The organism is Francisella sp. LA112445 (assembly GCF_012224145.1).
Classification (GTDB): domain Bacteria; phylum Pseudomonadota; class Gammaproteobacteria; order Francisellales; family Francisellaceae; genus Francisella.
Genome location: NZ_CP041030.1, coordinates 1,809,582 through 1,827,927, shown reverse-complemented (window position 1 = coordinate 1,827,927; position 18,346 = coordinate 1,809,582). Strand labels below are relative to the sequence as shown.

Sequence of the window (18,346 nt, the reverse complement as noted above, 5' to 3'; positions counted from 1 at the left end):
ATCTATACATACAAATATTGAATTTGTAAGGTTTATGTATATATGATAAATGTAAAAAGCAAAGGGTTTACAATATTAGAGGTGTTGATATCATCAGCTCTAGCTATGTTCTTGTTTTTTGCGATTTTCTATACTATAGGTAATATAATTTCCAAAGCGATTTTAATGGAAAAGAAGGTTGAATTAGCAGATGAGTTAGACGACCGAGTTAATAATTTTATGCTATCAGCAGTTTTTGATGATAGTTCTATTGGGAATATGACTTTCTCAAAATCCTCTAATATTGGTGAAAGCATACAGGAGTTTATTGCTACTAATCCTGATATGTCTCTAACTGTTACAAAAAGAGTTTACGCAAGTAATCCAGTTGCAGATGTGATTAATCAACAACTAGGAGCATACATGCAAAGAGCTAATGAAATATATATAAATGCAGGAGTTGATCAAATAGATGATCCTGCGGTACTTGCTGATATCAATACAGCTAGAGATAGTTTGTTATCTAGTAGTACTCAGAAGCATTCAAGTAATACTGGAGTATTATTAAACTTAAGTAACTCTCAGATTAATACAACTGTACCATTAGATAATCCTCCGTTTGATAGTAGTGGGCAATACGTTGTGATCGGTCCTAGTACTAATGCTGATATTACATCTACTGGGGTAATTTGGCGCTGTACAGCCTATAATTTTGATACAGAGCTTTTACCTGGTTGGTGTAGTGTATAAACATAAGAAAGAGGTTGGTATGAGTCATCTACAGCTTAGAGAAAATAGATCTAGAGGTTTTACCTTAATTGGTCTTTTGATTTCTACAGCTATAGCAATGATAGTTGTTTCGGCCTTGATAGCATCTTATGTTGCAGTCAAAGATAAATATAATTCGCATAAAAATAAAACAGAAGTTGAGACAAAAGAATTGTTAGTTAAAAATATTATTTATGATTTTGTGAAAGATGTTGGCTTTGCTTGTAAATTTGGATATTCAAGCCAAGACTACTACGATAGTACATCTGATTCATTAGATAATTATTTTACGAGTAATTCCGCAATTATGGTGGGCAAGCTTCCTCTCCCAAGTGGATCGAGTTTTTCAGAAGCATTGGAAGAAAGCTGTAGTGGCGAGTGTTTCCAGGAAGATACAGACTATATTATGGTTAAAAAAGAGGAAAGCCATACAGAATTTAATGCTATAAATGCTTTAGATACAACACTTTATGCTAAATCAATAAATGATGTTGATGTGGGAGATTATCTGTTTTTGTGTAATAGAAGTGGCATAAATTTGGTTAAGGTTGCAAGTATAAATACTAGCTCTAACGCTATTGGTTTAGCATCAGCGCCTCAAGCTACAGAATATTATCCCGGAGATTATATAGGTAAGTATTCATTGGAAATACTTTATATAAGAGATACAGGTCAAAAAGATAAAGATGGTCAAGATATATACTCATTATATGTATATATAAAAGGAAACTCATCAACTGGGATGTCTTACGAGTTAGTAAGAGGTGTTGAAGATTTACAAGTTGAATATGCAACAGTAAGTAGTGGAAATGTTACATGGAATAGTATCTCAACAGATACTACTATAGGTTTTGATATACCTGCGATTAAAGTATCATTTAGTGTCGATGGTAAAAGTTTCTCAAAGGTAGTTAATTTATAGGATTGTTATATGAGATTTAAAAATATAAAAGGGTCTTCACTATTAGCAGTAATTATATTTGCCTTTGTTGTTATGGTTGTAATATCTGCTTTAGCATATAACTTTAATGTAAGTTCCTTATCTATAAAAACTCAGATACATGAAACTGAAAATATAAATGTTCATGAAGGGTATTTTAAGAATGTTATAGGCTCTGATGTTTTATCTACAGATTCAGATAATAGTATTGGAGACTTTAGATTTCTTACACAGGTTAATAGTGTTACCCCAGGTTTTGATTTTAAGAATGCAAATATAACTTTATATAATTCAACACCATATTTGATTAGTTATAATTTGACACACCATTCTTTTCATGAAAATACTCATGAATATACCCGTGACTTCATTTTTAATGTCTTACCTAATATAACAATGACTCAATATGAGGAAACAATAATTCCGTTGAATCTTCCGTATATAAATACTGATGCCATGAGTAGCGCTTTGAAGAACTACAAGCTAGGATCACAAGATAATAAAGTAGCTATATACGGGGGGTATATTGGCTTTATTGAGAAGCCTCTATTTGATAGTGATCCAGGTGATGATGTAGAGGTTGAGTGTAATATAAATGGAAATGGAAATGGAAATGGAAATGGAAATGGAAATGGAAATGGAAATGGAAATGGAAATGGAAATGGAAATGGAAATGGAAATGGTGGCTGTGAGGCAATGCATGAACATCATATATTAATATGTCATAACCCAGGCGAGCCAAGTGAAAAAACTATGAGTTTAGCTGGTGCTAGTTGGGGTGCTCATAAAGACCATGGTGATTATAGAGGACCGTGTCATGATAATCCAAGTGAAACACTAGTCATTAATGCTTATGGCAATGATTTAGATATAGGTTTTCCACTTATCTTATCCCTAAGTGACTACAGACTTAGTGTAGGTTGGAGTCTTGTTGGTGGTGAATGGATTTTTCATTTAGCAATCTATGACTTTGATAGAGTATATACATCATCAACTACTCTAACTAATCTTCGTACTAATCCTTCTCAAGCAAGAGTAGATTTATCTAATTGGGTAGGAGTTCAAGGTTTGGGGTTTGCTGATGGTGATATAGTTTTGGTTAAGTGGTACTATGATAGTGCTCAAGAGTTGCCAAAGCTTTTGATTTTAGAGAAGTTTCTTAGATCTGGGAACTATGAGTTAGATGCATATAACACAACATATACTAGTTCTAGTAAAGTCTATGCAGCTATTAAAACAGATACGTATACTGTTGGTGGTGATGATTTTGATAGCTCAAGTGTCCATTTATCCATTCCGGATAGTTTGTTTACACTAAGTCCAGGAGCGCCTTTAATTTTTGAGCATAGTAATATTTTGGATTTTAACCTTAGCGGAAGTTATCTCTTTGGAGATGGTACTGGCTCAACTAAAGCTACCTTAGCTGCTGACGTACTTGATGATCCTATCCTTGTAAAGAAAAATACAAATCAATTTTATATAATGTATTTCAATAATAGTAATCTTTATATATATCTTTATAGCCAAGGGGTATCTGCCCCAACTTTGGCTTCATCTCAAACTTTTACTGGAGAAATTATACAAAAGCTTATTGTAAAATTTGGTGCATTATTTATTGTTACAGATAAGAAGATATATGTTGAAGATATTTCAACAAGATCTTTAATAAGTTCTGTATCAACTTCCTCTGGATCAAACTTTCAAATAAATCGTGATGGTAATGGTAAGATTTATGCTATGAGGGATGGTTTAGAGTGTAGTGTCAATGGCAACTGTAATAGTGCCCTTAGGATATACTTAGATACAGGATGTTCAGCATATACAGATGGTTGTCAAGAAATGGCAAAGTTAGATGGAGTTGATCCTCATCTTAATGTAGTATATAAAAGCTTTAAGCATTAAAAGTTCAAAAAAAAATAATATTAGTTATACTGATAATCTATAATATGTAAATATATAAAACTAGGCTGTTTATTTTATGATTTTTTATAATTCCTTATCTGGGAAAAAAGAAGAGTTTAAGCCAATTGAGGCTAATAAGATTAAAATGTATGTTTGTGGAATCACTGTATATGATGATTGTCATATTGGCCATGCTCGTACAAATATAGCTTTTGATGTTATCAATAGATACTTTAAATATCGTGGTTTTAACATTGATTTTGTACGAAATATCACAGATATTGATGATAAAATCATCAAAAGAGCAAATGAAAATGGTGAATCTACTAATCAGTTAGTCGAAAGAACTATCAAATCAATGCATGATGCTTTTGATAGATTAAATATTCTTCGTCCTACACAAGAGCCTAGAGCTACAGAAACTATTCCTGAAATGATTGCAATGATTGAAGAGCTAGTTGAAAAGGGCTATGCATATCAAGGGTCAAATGGAGATGTTTTTTATCGTGTAACTAAATTTGCTGATTATGGTAAATTAAGTAAGCAAAATCTTGAAGCATTACAGCAAGGCTCAAGAGTAGAGATTGTTGATGAAAAAGAAAATCCAATGGATTTTGTACTTTGGAAAATGGCAAAACAGGGTGAGCCTGCATGGGATTCTCCATGGGGAGCTGGCCGCCCTGGTTGGCATATTGAATGTTCAGCGATGTCAAAAAAACTTCTAGGAGATACTTTTGATATCCATGCTGGTGGTTCTGACCTTAGATTTCCTCATCATGAGAATGAAATAGCTCAGTCTGAAGCTTGTAATGATTGTACATTTGCTAATTATTGGCTTCACTCAGGTATGGTGAAAGTTAATGCTGAAAAAATGTCTAAATCTTTGAATAATTTCTTTACAATAAATGAGGTCTTAGAAGAGTATCATCCAGAAGTTGTTAGGTATTTCTTAGCTTCGACTTCTTATAGAAGTGAGATTAATTATTCAAAAGAGAATCTTGATAATGCTAAAGCATCTGTTGAGAGGTTATTTAATGCTCTAAGAGATATTGAACCCATTGAAGTAAATCTTCCAGATGATGCAAGTCAATATGAGGAGAAGTTTGTTAAAGCTATGGATAATGACTTTAATACTCCTGAAGCATTAGCGGTTTTATTTAGTCTAGCTAAAGAAATAAATACTCTAAAAACAACGAACAAATATAAAGCTAGTGGATATGCGTATCTTTTACGTAAGCTTTGTAATGTACTAGGTATATTGTTTACAGATATAGAAGAGTACTTTAAGCAAGATAATGATATCGATGCTAATGAAATCGAAAAATTAATCGCTGAAAGAACTCAAGCGAAAAAAGATAAAAATTATGCAAGAGCTGATGAAATTAGAAATCAGCTTCAAGCACAAGGAATAATATTAGAAGATAGTGCAACTGGTACTACATGGAAAAAAGGTTAATAAATGTATAGTCAAGAAAAACAACAAGATATTATAAACAATTTACATACTATAAGAGATTTTATACGTTGGTCTATTTCTGAAATGTCGGTTAATCAGGCATATTTTGGCCATGGTTCAGACTCTGTTTGGGATGAGGCGGTACATTTAGTTCTTTCTGCAATTAATATGTCTCATGATATAGATGGTAATATGGTTGCATCAAGACTTCTTCTAGAAGAGAAAAAAACAATAATAGAATATGTTTATCAAAGAGCATATGAGCGTAAGCCTTTGCCATATATTCTAAAAAAAGCATGGTTTGCAGGTATGGAGTTTGATATCGATGAGAGAGTGATCATACCTAGATCTCCTATTGCGGAGCTTATACAAAATGATTTCTCTCCGTGGGTTAATGATATCGATGATGTGAAAAATGTTTTAGATTTATGCACAGGAAGTGGTTGTATAGGTATTGCATCAGCAACTGTTTTTGAAGAAGCTGATATTACTTTAGTAGATATTTCTGATGATGCTTTAACTATAGCTAATCATAACATAAGAAAACATCAGCTTACAGATAGAGTAAAAGCAGTTAAATCTGATTTATTTAGTAATTTAAAAGGGCAGAAGTTTGATGTTATAGTTTCAAACCCTCCATATGTGGATAAAGAAGATTTAGATAGTATGCCTAAAGAATATCACTATGAACCAAAACTAGCTCTTGAAGCAGGTGATGATGGTTTAGATCTTGCTAAGAAAATAATTTTAGAAGCAGATCAGTATATGACTGAAAATGGTGTGTTGATCGTAGAGGTTGGCAATAGTCAGTATGCTTTAATGGAAATGTGTCCAGATATTCCGTTTACTTGGTTAAGCTTTAGTGAAGGTGGTGATGGAGTATTTTTACTAACTTATGAAGAGCTAGTAAAGTATAAAGATTTATTTAAGCAATATTTTAGTAATCAAAATCAATTAGGCGCTAAAAGCTTTGTAATTTAATATAAACAATATAGGGTGTTTATAAGATGGCTAAGGGACAGATAAAAAAAATATCTTCAGAAAAAACAGTGATATTAATTATCTGTCTATTAGGGGTTATGTCTCAGTTTGCTACAGATAGTTTTTCACCATCTTTACCTCATATTATGAGTTATTTTGGTGCAGCAGCAAAAGATGTTAAGCTTACTGTTGGAATATATTTCTTAGGTATGACTTGCTCTGTGTTTGGTTTTGGTTATATTTCAGATAAGTATGGTCGTAAACAAGCTCTCTTATTAGGCTATGTTGTTTTTTGTTTGGCTAGTATTTTATGTATGCTAGCACAAAGTGAAGATCAGTTATTATTCTTTCGTTTTCTACAAGGTTTGGGTATGGGAAGCTCTTTTATTTCTTTTAGAGCGATTATGAAAGATGTATTTAGCGATAATCATTCATTGGCTAAAGCTAGTTTAGTCATCTCTAGTATCGTATCCTTGACACCACCATTAGCTCCTATAACAGGAGGGATTATACAGGAGTGTATTGGGTGGAGAGGTAATTTTGCTTTGCATTCATTAATGGCCATAATAGTGATGATTTTGATTATAAAATACTTGCATTTAGAAGCTATACCAAAAAGTAATACTAAGTTGTTAGAGTCATACAAAAAAATATTATCAAATAAAACTTTTGTGCTAAACGCTAGCTGTAGTGGTTTAGCTTTATCATTAGTGTTTGTATTTGTTACTCTTTCTCCTTTTCTTTTTCAAGTCCTTCTAAAATTTTCAGCATTTGAATTTTCACTTCTATCTACACTTGTTATAGTTCCCCCAGCTTTATTTTTATTTTCTTTTAAAAATAAAGTAAGTAAATTAGATATGAATAAAGTTAGTTTGTGTAGTGCATCTTTTTCTGTTTTTTGTGGGTTAGCTTTGGCTCTTTCATACTTTATTTTTGGCTTAAATACTATAGTTATAATTGTATTATGTGCCTTAGCTTTTTGTGGTAACACTTTTCAATACACGGCAACCTATGTATGTGCATATAAAGATGTTAATACAGAAGTTGGTGTAGCTTCAGCGATGTTTGGTTTTATACAGATTGCTGTTGCAACAGTGGTGTCATCTGCTATTTCATATGTGAATTTAAATAATCAGACTGTTTTTGGAATATTGATGGCTATTCCTCCATTATTAATAGTATTGCTAAAAATAATAGATATTAAGAGAGAATCTAAGTAGCATAATTTTATAAAATAAATCTTTTTTGCATAGTATATTCAAAACTAATACAATGGTTAGTACTGTACTTTTATGTAAATGTGATTATGAAAAAATTAAAAATTGTATTAACTACTATGGCTTTAGCAACACCTGTTGTATCTTTAGCGACAGATTACGCAGCATTAGAAAAAGAGCTAAAAACAGCAGAGTCTAGCTCTCAATCAAATTATTGTGGTGATGCAGCCGCTATGCAAGGCGGTTTTGCTCAGAAGCAGCAGAATATAGGTAGATCTATTTATAATCAAAACAGAGGTATTTCTGGAGGTCAGCAAAATTATGGTGCAGATCAAGCAAATAATATAAGTACAACTGATTTTGGAGGCCAACAAAAGCAACAAAATATAGGTAGATCAATATATGACCAGAATAGAGGGATTTCTCAAAGACAGCAAAGAAATAATATAAAAACTACATATTTTGGAGATCAACAAAGTCAGCAAGACTCTAGTAGATCAAGATATGATCAAAATAGAATGGGTTATCAAAGCCAGCAATATAATAGAGATCGAGGAAATAATATAGCTACGTCTGAGTTTAAAAGTCAACAAAGTAATCTATCTCGATCTTCAAGTAATCCTGGAGAAAACTTGTTTGAACAGAATCAATAAAATAGTTATGTGATGATTAAATTAGAAAAATTTACACAAAAAAACATTCCTGAACTTTTATCTCAGTTGGAAGATCAAGATATTCGTTTTTTATATCAATTTGGTGGTATCAACTATAAATTTCCTCTTGACTCGGATCAAATAAAACAAACTATGGATAGTAAGTTTAATTTACTTTTTAATGTTCTAGATAATAATGGAAAATCTATAGGGCATTGCCAAATAATCAGGTTAGATCAAGAAAACCGTAAGGCATCTATAGGTAGATTGCTTATATATAAAGAATATCGTTCCAAAGGTTATGGTAAACTGATGATACAAGAGCTTTTAAGTTTTGCTAAGTCTATAGGTTTACAATATATAACTCTTAGAGTTTTTGATTTTAATATTTCAGCAATTAAATGTTATGAAAATATAGGCTTTAAGAAAACCTTTGAAGAGTATTTAGATATCGAAAATTTAAAAGAGAAATGGAAGATAATCTCAATGGAAATTGAGATCTAAGATTATTATTTTTCTATAATTATATCAGGGAAGTGGGCTTTAACACACTTAGTATAGTCACCTGGTGTGAATGCTGAATATGGTGTTTGATAACCTACTAATTTACATGCGTATGTTTTACCACCTGGGTTATTAGCATTATAGCCAAAATCTTGTTCCCAATAAATCTTAGTAGCACCAGCACCTTCTGCATCAAACTGTTTCATGCCTTTACATCCTAGAACCTCATCATTTGGTATAGTTACACCAAGTTGTTTAGCGAAGTTATCATAATAATCTATACGATTAATAGATTGAGCTACCTCAACACTTCCACCACATTCAACACCACCGTTAATAATTTGAGTAGTCACACCAAATCCTGGAGTCAGGCCATTACTAATATCACGTTCATTTGGCTGCCATGTACCATCTATCACATGAAGCATAGAAGGTTTAGGTGGTTGAGGGTATACAAAGAAGAATACAGCAGATGCTAAATTCAACCATGTATCAGCTACTAATTCAGGTTTATCTAATAATGTTCTTACATCACCATATATTGCTTGAGAGAATGGGCCATAATTATAGTTGTAGCTTAGTTGTTTTGCGCCACGACCAAAGTAAGATTTATAATCACCATTTTCAAAAGTACCGCAAGGCCAAGTTTGCCCTTGCCATACATCAGGGTTACACTCACCATTGTAGCCGCCACGCATATTTTCATCCCAACCCATCTCGCGAACATGTACTAGACCTTGGCGCCACTCAGGTACATCCCAGTGAGCAGTATGTCCACCTGTTTCTTGTGTGAAATGAGCAAACATAGTAGCAAGTGATTTACGACAAATTGCATCAGAATCTCTACCGTCTGTATATGTACCACAGAATGCAGGGAATTTTGCAACTGCTTTTAAGAAGTTTTCATAAGTATACTCAGGAGATCTTTTTGGGAACATATAATCCCAGTCAGCTTCAGAAATTATACTTTCAACACGTTTTACGTTCTCAGGATTGTTAGGGTTATTAGCCGAGACAGCCTCTACAACACTATTATCTCTTGTTACGATAGATTTTTTGACTTCACTCATAACTGGACCACTAGTTAACTCTTCTTCTTTTGCATCTAGAGCTGCTTGAGTAGTTGTATATGTGTCGCCAGGAGTTGGTGTTGGATCGACTGGATCTGTCGGTTCAGTAGGGTCAGCAGGGTCGACTGGGTCAGTTGGATTAACAGGATCAGTAGGGTTGTATACATCCCAGGCAGTTTCCCAAGCTGTCCCAGAACCTGGAGCATAAGCCCATGCTGCTGAACTAGAGCACCAAGCGCCTACTCCAGATTTACACTGATATAGTTTGCCATTTGATGATACTATGTCGCCACTTTTATACTGTGTGCCAGCACTATATGTTTGATAATCACCACTTGGATTCGTAGGCTCAACAGGGTCTGTAGGTTCGACTGGATCAGTAGGATTAGTAGGTTCAACAGGATCAGTTGGCTCAACTGGATCAACAGTTCCTCCATTACCAACATGGAAATTTACAACGTTAAAAACAGGCTTACTAGGAGAGAAGCTAAAGCTAACGGATTGCCCAGCTTTAGCAATAGTTGGCTGACCGCTCCATTGTTTTGATGTAATTGAGACTGTACCATTGCTTGCTTCTGTTAGAGTATGGTTTCCTATACCCCAAACACTACCTACTTTACCATCGCTTAGTTTGAAGCTAATAGGGTTAGTCTCTAAGTTAGTATCCTTATCACATTTAAAAGTAATTTTACCTGTCCAACCTGAAGTAACATCTTCTAATTTACAATCAGCAAAAGCAACTGTGCTTATCAAAGACAGAGTTAACGCTGTGATTGTTTTTATGCGCATCTGTATCATTTTAATACTCCTTATTAATATACATTTTGTACTAATCGCCATTATTGGTATATCTTGAGTTTATATGCCTTTTTTTAGCAAAACAACGACTTTTGAGATATAAAATAATAGCTTAATTTAGAAAGAATTTAATATTGTTAAAATTGACAGGTAGAGTTAAAAAATAACAAGTTTATATTAAGATTTAGTTAGGATAAATTTATTTATGATAAGGGTGGCCTTCTAAAATTGTATAAGCTCTGTATAGCTGTTCTGCGATAATAATGCGCACAATAGGATGTGGAAAAGTCATTTTAGAAATAGATATTTTTTCTTTAGCGAGATCTTTAATACTTTGATGAATACCATCTGGACCGCCGATTAATATTACAACATTTGGATTATTGAATTTCCAGTTTTGCATTTTATCAGCTAACTCTTCCGTAGAGATGATCTTAGATTTTACATCAAGAATCACTAAGTGCTCAGAACTATTGATCTTGCTTAAAATTATCTTAGCTTCTTGCTCCATCCAGATACTGGGATTACCTGTTTTGGTTCTTTTTGCTATTGGCAGCTCTATTAGCTCAAGAGGAATAGATTTGCTAAGTCTTTTCTTATACTCGTTAAATCCATCTATAACCCATTTAGGTGGTTTCTCTCCTAGAGATATTATTTTTATTTTCATAGATTATCTTGTAAAGCAAAGAAGATCATCTTTAGATAGATCTTGGCTAAATTCATACCCGGCAACATTAAACTTTTTAATGCTACTAATATCTTCTATTTGATTCTCAAGGATAAATCTTGCCATTAAGCCACGAGCTTTCTTAGCGTGAATACCAATAGTTTTAAATGTACCATTTTTGTTCTCTTTAAAATCTATATCTAACCACTTTGCATCAAGAGTTTTCTTATCTATAGCTTGTGAATACTCATTAGAAGCAAGGTTGATTAGAGTTTTATTTTTCTGCTTAGTAAAGAAGCTATTTAGTTGAGGTGTAATTTTATCTTGCCAGTACTTATGTAGAATTTTTTCATCAATTTTTACTTTTGTGCCCATTTCTAACCTATAAGCCTGCATCAAATCAAGAGGGCGGATAAGACCATATAGTCCAGAGAGCATTAGTAAATGATCTTGCGCATATTTGATTGTTTTCGTATCAAGAGTTTCAGCATCTAAACCCTTATAAACATCACCACTAAATGTGAAAATAGCAGCTTTAGAGTTTGAAGTATTATAGTTATTTGGATCGAAGTTATTATGTTTATCAAATACCTCTTGCGCTAGCTTAGGACTAATTTTCATGAGTCTTTCAATTTCATCTACTTCGTAATGTTTTAGTTTATTAATCAAAAGATTAATTTGATCTTTAAATATAGGTTGTGTAAAGTCGTAGTTTTCTTTTAAAGAGTCAAAGTTTTGACTCTTTGCTGGAGATATTACTATAATCATTTTGTTATCGTTTTGTGAATGCTTTTAGCTTAATAATACCAATTTATATTAGATAATGGAATTTGCTTTGTTAGCTTGTAATTTATAGATATATCTAGTAACATATGCATTGCTAACTTGGTTTCCACGCAATGGTAGATTGTGAACCCCGCCAGATCCGGAAGGAAGCAACGGTAACAGTTGATCCATGTGCCGTGTCAAGGCTAAGTTAGCACTTCAAAGATTTAAATCATTTTGGTATATCATTTATAATATTACTGCTTTAAAGTATGATTTAATAAATATAAATCATGTTTCTTGTTATAAAATGAATTTTCCTAAGTTAGAAGACATCATTAACTATGATATTAATCATGGTTTCCCTGGCGCAGCTATAAGTGTTTTACATCAAGGCAAAGAAGTTTATAAGAAGGTTTTTGGCTATGCTTGTCGCTATGATAAAAAAGCTCAGCAGCTTAGAAATCCTCAAGAATTAAACCAAGATATGCTATTTGATGTTGCTTCGATAACAAAGATTTTTGCAACAACTTATGCTGTTATGTATCTTTATCAGAGAAATCTTGTAGACTTAGATGTTCTAATTACAGAATATATTCCTGAATTTAAATTTGCTAATACAAGCTATATCCCAAGTGTTCGTGATTTACTTAGCCATACTAGTGGAGTTGCGCCATTTTTTGATTTTTATAATAACCAAACAGCTGGTTCATTATATAGTCAAGATCGTCATACAACTATAGAGTTTCTAAAAACAAAAATGTCGATAGTAGAGTCGCCACATAAATACTGTATATATAGCGATATTGGGATGCAGGTGTTAGGGTGTGTAATTGAGGCTATTACAAGGCAACGACTAGATATTTTTCTTGAAGAGAATATTTATTCTAAGCTAGGCTTAAAAGCAACATGCTTTAATCCATTAGAAAAAGGTTTTTTACCAGAAGAGATTGTAGCTACACAAGTCGATGGGCATTGCAATTTTGGCACCACGAATTTTAATAATATAAAAACAGGCACTCTAAGAGGTTATGTGCATGATGAGAAAGCTCTATACTCTATGGCAGGTGTAGCGGGGCATGCAGGGTTATTTTCAACTATTGATGATGCAATCAAGTTAGCTGAGCTAATATATAAAGACAATACTTTCTTCTCACAAGATGTAGTTAAACTCTTTAGCCAGTCATGTGATACAAATGAGGCTTTTGCTTTAGGCTTTTGGACTGCAAAAGGTCGAAAAAATAGACATTTGTTTGGAGAAAAATGTAGTAATCAAACAATAGGACATACTGGCTTTACTGGTCAGTGTCTTGTTTCTGACCCTGAAAATAAAGTTACTATAATGATTATGACTAATAGCGTGCATAGCCCTATTATTTATCCAAGGATATTTGAAGGCAAAACGTTTAGAACAGGCTTGTATGGGCAATTAATAGATTCAGTTTATGATGAATTAGGAATATAGGAGATATTTGTGAATTTAAATTTTAGATATAGTTTTAAATATATATTAGCAGTATATATATTAGCTGCAATTTTAGGTGGCTATGCTTTGGCTATTGTTGGGGGAGTAGGCGAGGAGATTAGCAATAGTTTTCATTTAAATACGCACCAATTGTCGATACTACTAGGGCTAGTATTCCTAGGTGGAGTTTTAGCAAAAATAATTTGGTTGGCTACTGATTATATTGGACGAAAATTTATGATTTTAATTTTCGTAGCTTTTTATATTATTGGAACATATATCTTTGTGATAGCTCAAGGATATGAAACTTTGATTATTGCAAGATTAATTCAAGGAGGATCTATCTTATTAGGGTCTTATGCTTTTCCTATATATGTGACAGAAATATCCCCAGCTGACCGACGCGGTAGATATGTAGCTTTGTTCCAATTGTTATGGACTGCAGGGATGTGCTTGTCAGGAGTTCTAATATTTTTATTTTATAAAACTTTTAATTGGACTGAGTACTTTGCGATAACTCTGACTTTTGGGATTATTTTGCTTATAGCTTCATGTTTTTTACCCTCAAGTCCAACGTGGTTAGTGCTTAAAAATAAGACTGATAAAGCTTATGATGTTATTAAAAAGACACAACCTAATCTTACAGATATAGAGATAAATAAGCATATAGAAGATATTAAAGTTAGTTTAAGAATGCATGCTCCTAGAACACTTATTAGTAAAATCTTAATAGGTAAGGATATTTGGCCTGTTGCAATAGTAACTATTGTCTTAATTTTAAACCAGCTTACTGGGATTAACTTTATTGTTTTCTCATCTGAGTTGATAATAGCACCCTTAACATCAAGTAGTTATGTTGCTCATGCTGCTAATTTTCTTATTTTGGCAGTTAACTTTATTATTACAATTTTGACGATATTTTTTATTGATAAATGGGGTAGAAAAAAAGTTATTTATTTAGGTTTAACAGTAGCGTTGATTAGTATGTTAGGATTGATTATTTTATATAGTCTTCCGGATTTTACTTATAACTATATATTGGTGATTATATTGTTAACAACATGTATAGCTGGACTAGCTTTTGGTCCTTCTGGAGTGATTGTGACCCTTATAAATGAATTATTGCCAAATAGAGTAAGAATAATAGGGATATTTATGGCGGGAGTTATTTCAATGTTGTTCTCATTTTACTTTATAGGTTATTTCTTAAAAGTGGGTCAGGATTGGGGCTTTAATGTAATGTTTGGGTTATTATTTATAAGTTCATGTATTTATCTTTGGGTTGTTAGAAGATTTGTCCCAGAAACATCAGGTAAAACATTAGAAGAAATTGAAAATGAGTTTGAGTAATAATAAGTAAGAAAATAAATAGTATAGGTCCCATGAACAAAAAATTATCTAAGCCAAATAAATGTGCTAGCTAAAGCCACAAAGCCAAGAAAAGCAGAGCAAGTTTTATCAAATCTAGAGAAAACCCTTCTAAAGTGCTTAATTTTAGAGAAAAAGTTCTCAATTAAGTGTCTTTCTTTATATATATGCCAATCTATATCATGATTTTTAGTATAGTTTTCTCTAGAAGGAATCACAGGCTTATTTTTGTTTTTCTTAAGGAATCTTATGTTTTCTTCAGAAAAATATGCTTTATCAGCAAGAATATAAGCATTTGTTATTCCTTGTAAAAGTTGTTGCGAAGGTAGAATATCGTGAACATTACCAGCAGTTATTATAAATCTCACAGGATTCCCTAAAGCATCTGTGAGGGTATGAATCTTTGTTGTTAGACCACCAACGCTTCTACCTAATGCATTAATTTGATTACCATTTATTTCATAGCCACTAGCACATGCATGTGCTTTGACAGATAATGAATCTATCATAAACTGTTGTGAATCAACATCTGAAACATAGGTCATTAAATTATTCCAAATTCCTTTGTCAGCCCAATATTTATCGTTTATGGATAGATCTACTATTACCATACTCTTTATGAAGATATTTCCATTGGGAACCAGTTTTTAGAATATAAAAAACTGCTTTTATAAATTTTCTAAGCTTAGCTGTGTCTTTTGTATGTAAGCCTTTTTGATTTGTAAGAAAACTTAAAATTGTTGACCAATTTGATTCTGATATATAATATTCCATATATGTTAAGTGTGTTATTTGTTTCGCAAAACTATTTAAATACACTTAACATCTTTATGCAAAAATTTTGTTCATGGAACCTAGTATATATTAATGTTTATATGTGCTCTATGTTGAGTATGTGGCACACCCAGAGGGACTCGAACCCCCGCATCCGCCTCCGGAGGGCGACGCTCTATCCAGTTAAGCTATGGGTGCAGTAGTCTATATAATATAAGTAAAATAGGTAAATCTCTAGCAGGGATTTAAAGTATTTATTATTTATAATAAAGTTTAACTAAATATTGTAATAAATAATGGTGCATTAGTTGTATTTCTTATAAAAATGTTTGATATTTTATATATTGAATTTTTTAATTAGATTATTTTAAATATGTGGAAACATTCACCATTAAAGACTGTACTAATATTAGCACCTATAATTTTTTGCTGTGAGTTAGCAATGGAAGCGTATGTTCCAGTATTACCTATTATGGGGAAAAGCCTACATACAACACAATCTATGGCTCAGCTGACAATATCAGTATTTCTGATAATCTCAGGGGTTGGGCAGCTAATTTTAGGACCTTTATCTGATCAGATTGGGCGATATAAAGTAATTTTTATGTCTGCTATCTTATTTCTATTTGGAACTTTATTTTGTGTATTTTCTCCAGGAGTAAAGTTTTTGATATTCTCAAGAGCTATCCAAGCTGTAGGAGCATGTGGATTAAGTGTGGTAGCTTTTGTAATTATTCGAGATGTTTTTTCCGGAAAGCAAAGCTCAATGGTATATAATCTAGTTGATGCGATAGTATCAATGTCTCCTATATTAGGGCCTCCAATAGGTGTGACTTTAGCATTACTATTTAATTGGCAGTCTATATTTATATTTCTATTTATTTTGTCAGTAATGATGCTTTTAATAATTATATTTTTTGTTAAAGAAAGTCTACCTGTTGAAAGAAGAAAAAAATTCTCTTTTGATATTATTTATAGGTATTGGACAGTATCTAAGTCTTTACAGTTTTGGGCCTATTCAATATCTGCAGTATCTGGGATGTCTGCATTTTTAATATTTTTCACTATGATCCCTTACATAATTACATATTTAGACGATCCTTATACAAAGATCTATATCATGTTTGGATTTACAGGCATAGCTTATCTGATAGGCGCGGTATTTGCTAGTTTTATTGTCAACCATTTAGGAGTTTTTAGAACCACTATAGTTGGTGTTGTATGTGTGTTTGTTGCTGGGATTTTATCTTTAGCCTCTTATGTTGGCTTTGGGTTAAGTCTTTGGATGTTTTTTGCACCGTGTTTTTTTGCAGCCTTTGGCTGTGCAATTGCCGCAGGTACAGGAGCTAGTGGTAGTATGGAACCATTTTTTGAGATTGCTGGAGTAGCCTCGGCAATGTTCGGCACAATGGAGTTATCATTAAGTGCGATAGTGGTTGGCATCGCAATGTCATTTCCAGCTACTTCAGCATTACCAATTGCTTTAACTATGTTGATTACATCAGCTTTTGCATTATCGTTATTGTTTATATTAAAGATTCTAACTAAAGGAAAGCTGGATTAATTTGAAATTACCCTAGGCTATTAATTATCGAACTAAGTTTAGCAGATTTATCCCAATCTATAGCATGTCCAGATTTTGAGAAATGGATAATGTTAATTAAAGATTTATTTTTGATAAGATCAAGAGATTTTTGGGTGTCATTAGGGTTTAAAATCTCATCATTTTTGGCTAAGAAAAATGTTGTTGGCGTTTTAATGTTAGTGAAATTTTTTAGGCTATCTTTATTTGAAACCCATGAAGTTAAGTATTTTTTCTGTTTAGCATAAGTTTTGTTTGTTGGAAAAAGTTTAGAAATATCAGGGTTTATAAATCGAGCAGTATTTTTGGCTAAGTCTTTCGGTGAATAATTATATAAATTATTACTAAAGACATAATTGTATATATCTGCTTTAGTTTTTAAGACAGGGTTTTCAGCTAGTTTTTTAGGTAATTGAGGTTTTATATCTAAAGGTACGGCTGGAGATATCAAGAAAACTTGTTTAAAAGCTTTAGGATTGTCAAACTCTGTTTGCAGAGCAATAGCTCCTCCCATTGACCAGCCTAGAAGATATGTATCTTTTAAATTTAACTTTTTGATAAAGGCATTTGTATCATTAGCTAGATCCTTTATAGAATAGCTTAAGTTTGAGCTATCTTGATCTGTATTGATACCTCGATAATCGAGGATGTAAAGATTGTATTTTTGAGATAGTCTTTCTATAAAATCTTTTGGCCAAAAATTAGCTGTAGTACCAATACCTGTTAGCATGACTAAATTTAGTTTGCTTTTAGAATTATCAACTTGATAATAATGGATCTTATTTTTGTTTATTTCTATCGCTTTACTCTGGATGTCTAAAGCAAAGAGTTTAGTTGAGAAAATTACTATAGTTATTGATATAAAAATAAGTTTTTTCATACTTTAGGAACGTTTTATATTAAAAAGTTAATTAAATTTTAACAAAAAATAAAAAAAATTCTTGAAAAAGAATCTTTTGGCTCAATATGTAAGGTTGCAAGTGCTTAGAACTTAAGGTTGTTCTAAGATGCAGACAAATTCAAAAACTTTAACAAAACAATAGTCAATTTAACAAAGGAGTAAGATTGTTATGAACATTCGTCCATTACAAGATAGAGTATTAGTACGCCGTGCAGAAGAAGAAACAAAATCTGCTGGTGGTATTATCTTAACTGGTAGTGCTCAAGAGAAACCAAGTGAAGGTGAAGTTGTAGCTGTTGGTAACGGTAAAAAGCTAGAGAATGGAACTACACTGCCGATGGATGTAAAAGTTGGTGATAAAGTACTATTTGGTAAATACTCTGGTAGTGAAGTAAAAGCCGGTGATGAAACTCTTCTTATGATGAGAGAAGAAGATATCATGGGTATTATTGGGTAATTAAAAAACACTATAAAAGTAGTACGTCATTCCGTCAGGCTTGACCACGGAATCTAGTAAATATCTTGTTAAAGATATTTCTCAAGTACTACTTTTGAA

Annotated in this window: 16 protein-coding genes, 1 tRNA gene, 1 other RNA gene and 1 pseudogene; 13 read left to right on the top strand and 6 right to left on the bottom strand. The window is 32.4% G+C overall.

The genetic code is table 11. The features are described 5' to 3' along the window. The first annotated feature begins 42 nt into the window (after nucleotides 1-42). From FIP56_RS10360 to FIP56_RS08825, 8 genes are all read left to right on the top strand, one after another. Nucleotides 43-729: a type II secretion system protein gene (locus FIP56_RS10360; protein WP_245323070.1), complete on the top strand. Its 687-nt coding sequence runs from the start codon at nucleotides 43-45 to the stop codon at nucleotides 727-729. 19 nt (nucleotides 730-748) lie between these two features. Next, the gene (locus FIP56_RS08855; protein ID WP_192578551.1) at nucleotides 749-1,669 is read left to right on the top strand and encodes a prepilin-type N-terminal cleavage/methylation domain-containing protein; all 921 of its coding nucleotides are present in this window, start codon (nucleotides 749-751) and stop codon (nucleotides 1,667-1,669) included. Nucleotides 1,670-1,678: 9 nt separating this feature from the next. Next, nucleotides 1,679-3,589 carry a hypothetical protein gene (locus tag FIP56_RS08850; RefSeq protein ID WP_192578550.1) on the top strand — a complete coding sequence of 637 codons (1,911 nt, stop codon included), beginning with the start codon at nucleotides 1,679-1,681 and terminating at the stop codon, nucleotides 3,587-3,589. A gap of 76 nt (nucleotides 3,590-3,665) precedes the next feature. Further along, complete coding sequence (cysS, locus tag FIP56_RS08845) at nucleotides 3,666-5,045, top strand: cysteine--tRNA ligase (protein WP_192578549.1); 1,380 nt, start codon at nucleotides 3,666-3,668, stop codon at nucleotides 5,043-5,045. Between the two features lie 3 nt (nucleotides 5,046-5,048). Beyond that, nucleotides 5,049-6,026: a 50S ribosomal protein L3 N(5)-glutamine methyltransferase gene (prmB, locus tag FIP56_RS08840; protein WP_192578548.1), complete on the top strand. Its 978-nt coding sequence runs from the start codon at nucleotides 5,049-5,051 to the stop codon at nucleotides 6,024-6,026. A gap of 26 nt (nucleotides 6,027-6,052) precedes the next feature. Beyond that, nucleotides 6,053-7,246: an MFS transporter gene (locus FIP56_RS08835; protein WP_192578547.1), complete on the top strand. Its 1,194-nt coding sequence runs from the start codon at nucleotides 6,053-6,055 to the stop codon at nucleotides 7,244-7,246. Between the two features lie 86 nt (nucleotides 7,247-7,332). After that, entirely contained in the window at nucleotides 7,333-7,896 is a 564-nt protein-coding gene (locus tag FIP56_RS08830; protein WP_192578546.1) for a hypothetical protein, read from the top strand. A 12-nt stretch (nucleotides 7,897-7,908) separates the two neighbouring features. Continuing rightward, nucleotides 7,909-8,400 (top strand): GNAT family N-acetyltransferase, encoded by a 492-nt coding sequence (locus FIP56_RS08825; RefSeq protein ID WP_192578545.1) that lies wholly within the window; start codon nucleotides 7,909-7,911, stop codon nucleotides 8,398-8,400. Between the two features lie 5 nt (nucleotides 8,401-8,405). Here FIP56_RS08825 and FIP56_RS10425 read toward each other — a convergent pair whose 3' ends face one another. The 3 genes from FIP56_RS10425 to yaaA all read right to left on the bottom strand — a co-directional run bounded on the left by FIP56_RS10425 (nucleotide 8,406) and on the right by yaaA (nucleotide 11,703). After that, nucleotides 8,406-10,268, bottom strand: a complete 1,863-nt coding sequence (locus tag FIP56_RS10425) for a chitinase (RefSeq protein ID WP_209451838.1) — start codon at nucleotides 10,266-10,268, stop codon at nucleotides 8,406-8,408. Nucleotides 10,269-10,467: 199 nt separating this feature from the next. After that, on the bottom strand, nucleotides 10,468-10,935 hold the full coding sequence (rlmH, locus tag FIP56_RS08815) for a 23S rRNA (pseudouridine(1915)-N(3))-methyltransferase RlmH (protein ID WP_192578544.1): 468 nt from the start codon (nucleotides 10,933-10,935) through the stop codon (nucleotides 10,468-10,470). A gap of 3 nt (nucleotides 10,936-10,938) precedes the next feature. Further along, the gene (gene yaaA / locus FIP56_RS08810; RefSeq protein ID WP_192578543.1) at nucleotides 10,939-11,703 is read right to left on the bottom strand and encodes a peroxide stress protein YaaA; all 765 of its coding nucleotides are present in this window, start codon (nucleotides 11,701-11,703) and stop codon (nucleotides 10,939-10,941) included. Nucleotides 11,704-11,818: 115 nt separating this feature from the next. Here yaaA and ffs point away from each other — a divergent pair. The 3 genes from ffs to FIP56_RS08795 all read left to right on the top strand — a co-directional run bounded on the left by ffs (nucleotide 11,819) and on the right by FIP56_RS08795 (nucleotide 14,515). Further along, an RNA gene (gene ffs / locus FIP56_RS08805) (signal recognition particle sRNA small type) lies at nucleotides 11,819-11,915 on the top strand. A 95-nt stretch (nucleotides 11,916-12,010) separates the two neighbouring features. Beyond that, complete coding sequence (locus FIP56_RS08800) at nucleotides 12,011-13,165, top strand: serine hydrolase (RefSeq protein ID WP_192578542.1); 1,155 nt, start codon at nucleotides 12,011-12,013, stop codon at nucleotides 13,163-13,165. 9 nt (nucleotides 13,166-13,174) lie between these two features. After that, nucleotides 13,175-14,515 carry an MFS transporter gene (locus FIP56_RS08795; protein WP_192578541.1) on the top strand — a complete coding sequence of 447 codons (1,341 nt, stop codon included), beginning with the start codon at nucleotides 13,175-13,177 and terminating at the stop codon, nucleotides 14,513-14,515. 44 nt (nucleotides 14,516-14,559) lie between these two features. Here the strand turns inward: FIP56_RS08795 and FIP56_RS08790 are convergent. Continuing rightward, a pseudogene (locus FIP56_RS08790) lies at nucleotides 14,560-15,307 on the bottom strand (IS5 family transposase). Between the two features lie 122 nt (nucleotides 15,308-15,429). After that, nucleotides 15,430-15,505: transfer RNA gene (locus tag FIP56_RS08785), tRNA-Arg, on the bottom strand. 175 nt (nucleotides 15,506-15,680) lie between these two features. Between FIP56_RS08785 and FIP56_RS08780 the strand changes: the two genes are divergently transcribed. Continuing rightward, nucleotides 15,681-16,871: a multidrug effflux MFS transporter gene (locus FIP56_RS08780; protein WP_192578540.1), complete on the top strand. Its 1,191-nt coding sequence runs from the start codon at nucleotides 15,681-15,683 to the stop codon at nucleotides 16,869-16,871. Nucleotides 16,872-16,878: 7 nt separating this feature from the next. On the opposite strand, the gene FIP56_RS08775 is transcribed toward FIP56_RS08780, so the two are convergent. Then, nucleotides 16,879-17,769 (bottom strand): alpha/beta hydrolase, encoded by an 891-nt coding sequence (locus FIP56_RS08775; protein WP_192578539.1) that lies wholly within the window; start codon nucleotides 17,767-17,769, stop codon nucleotides 16,879-16,881. A gap of 190 nt (nucleotides 17,770-17,959) precedes the next feature. Between FIP56_RS08775 and FIP56_RS08770 the strand changes: the two genes are divergently transcribed. Then, a complete protein-coding gene (locus FIP56_RS08770; RefSeq protein ID WP_072713209.1) occupies nucleotides 17,960-18,247 on the top strand; it encodes a co-chaperone GroES in 288 nt (95 codons plus the stop codon). Nucleotides 18,248-18,346: the final 99 nt, after the last annotated feature.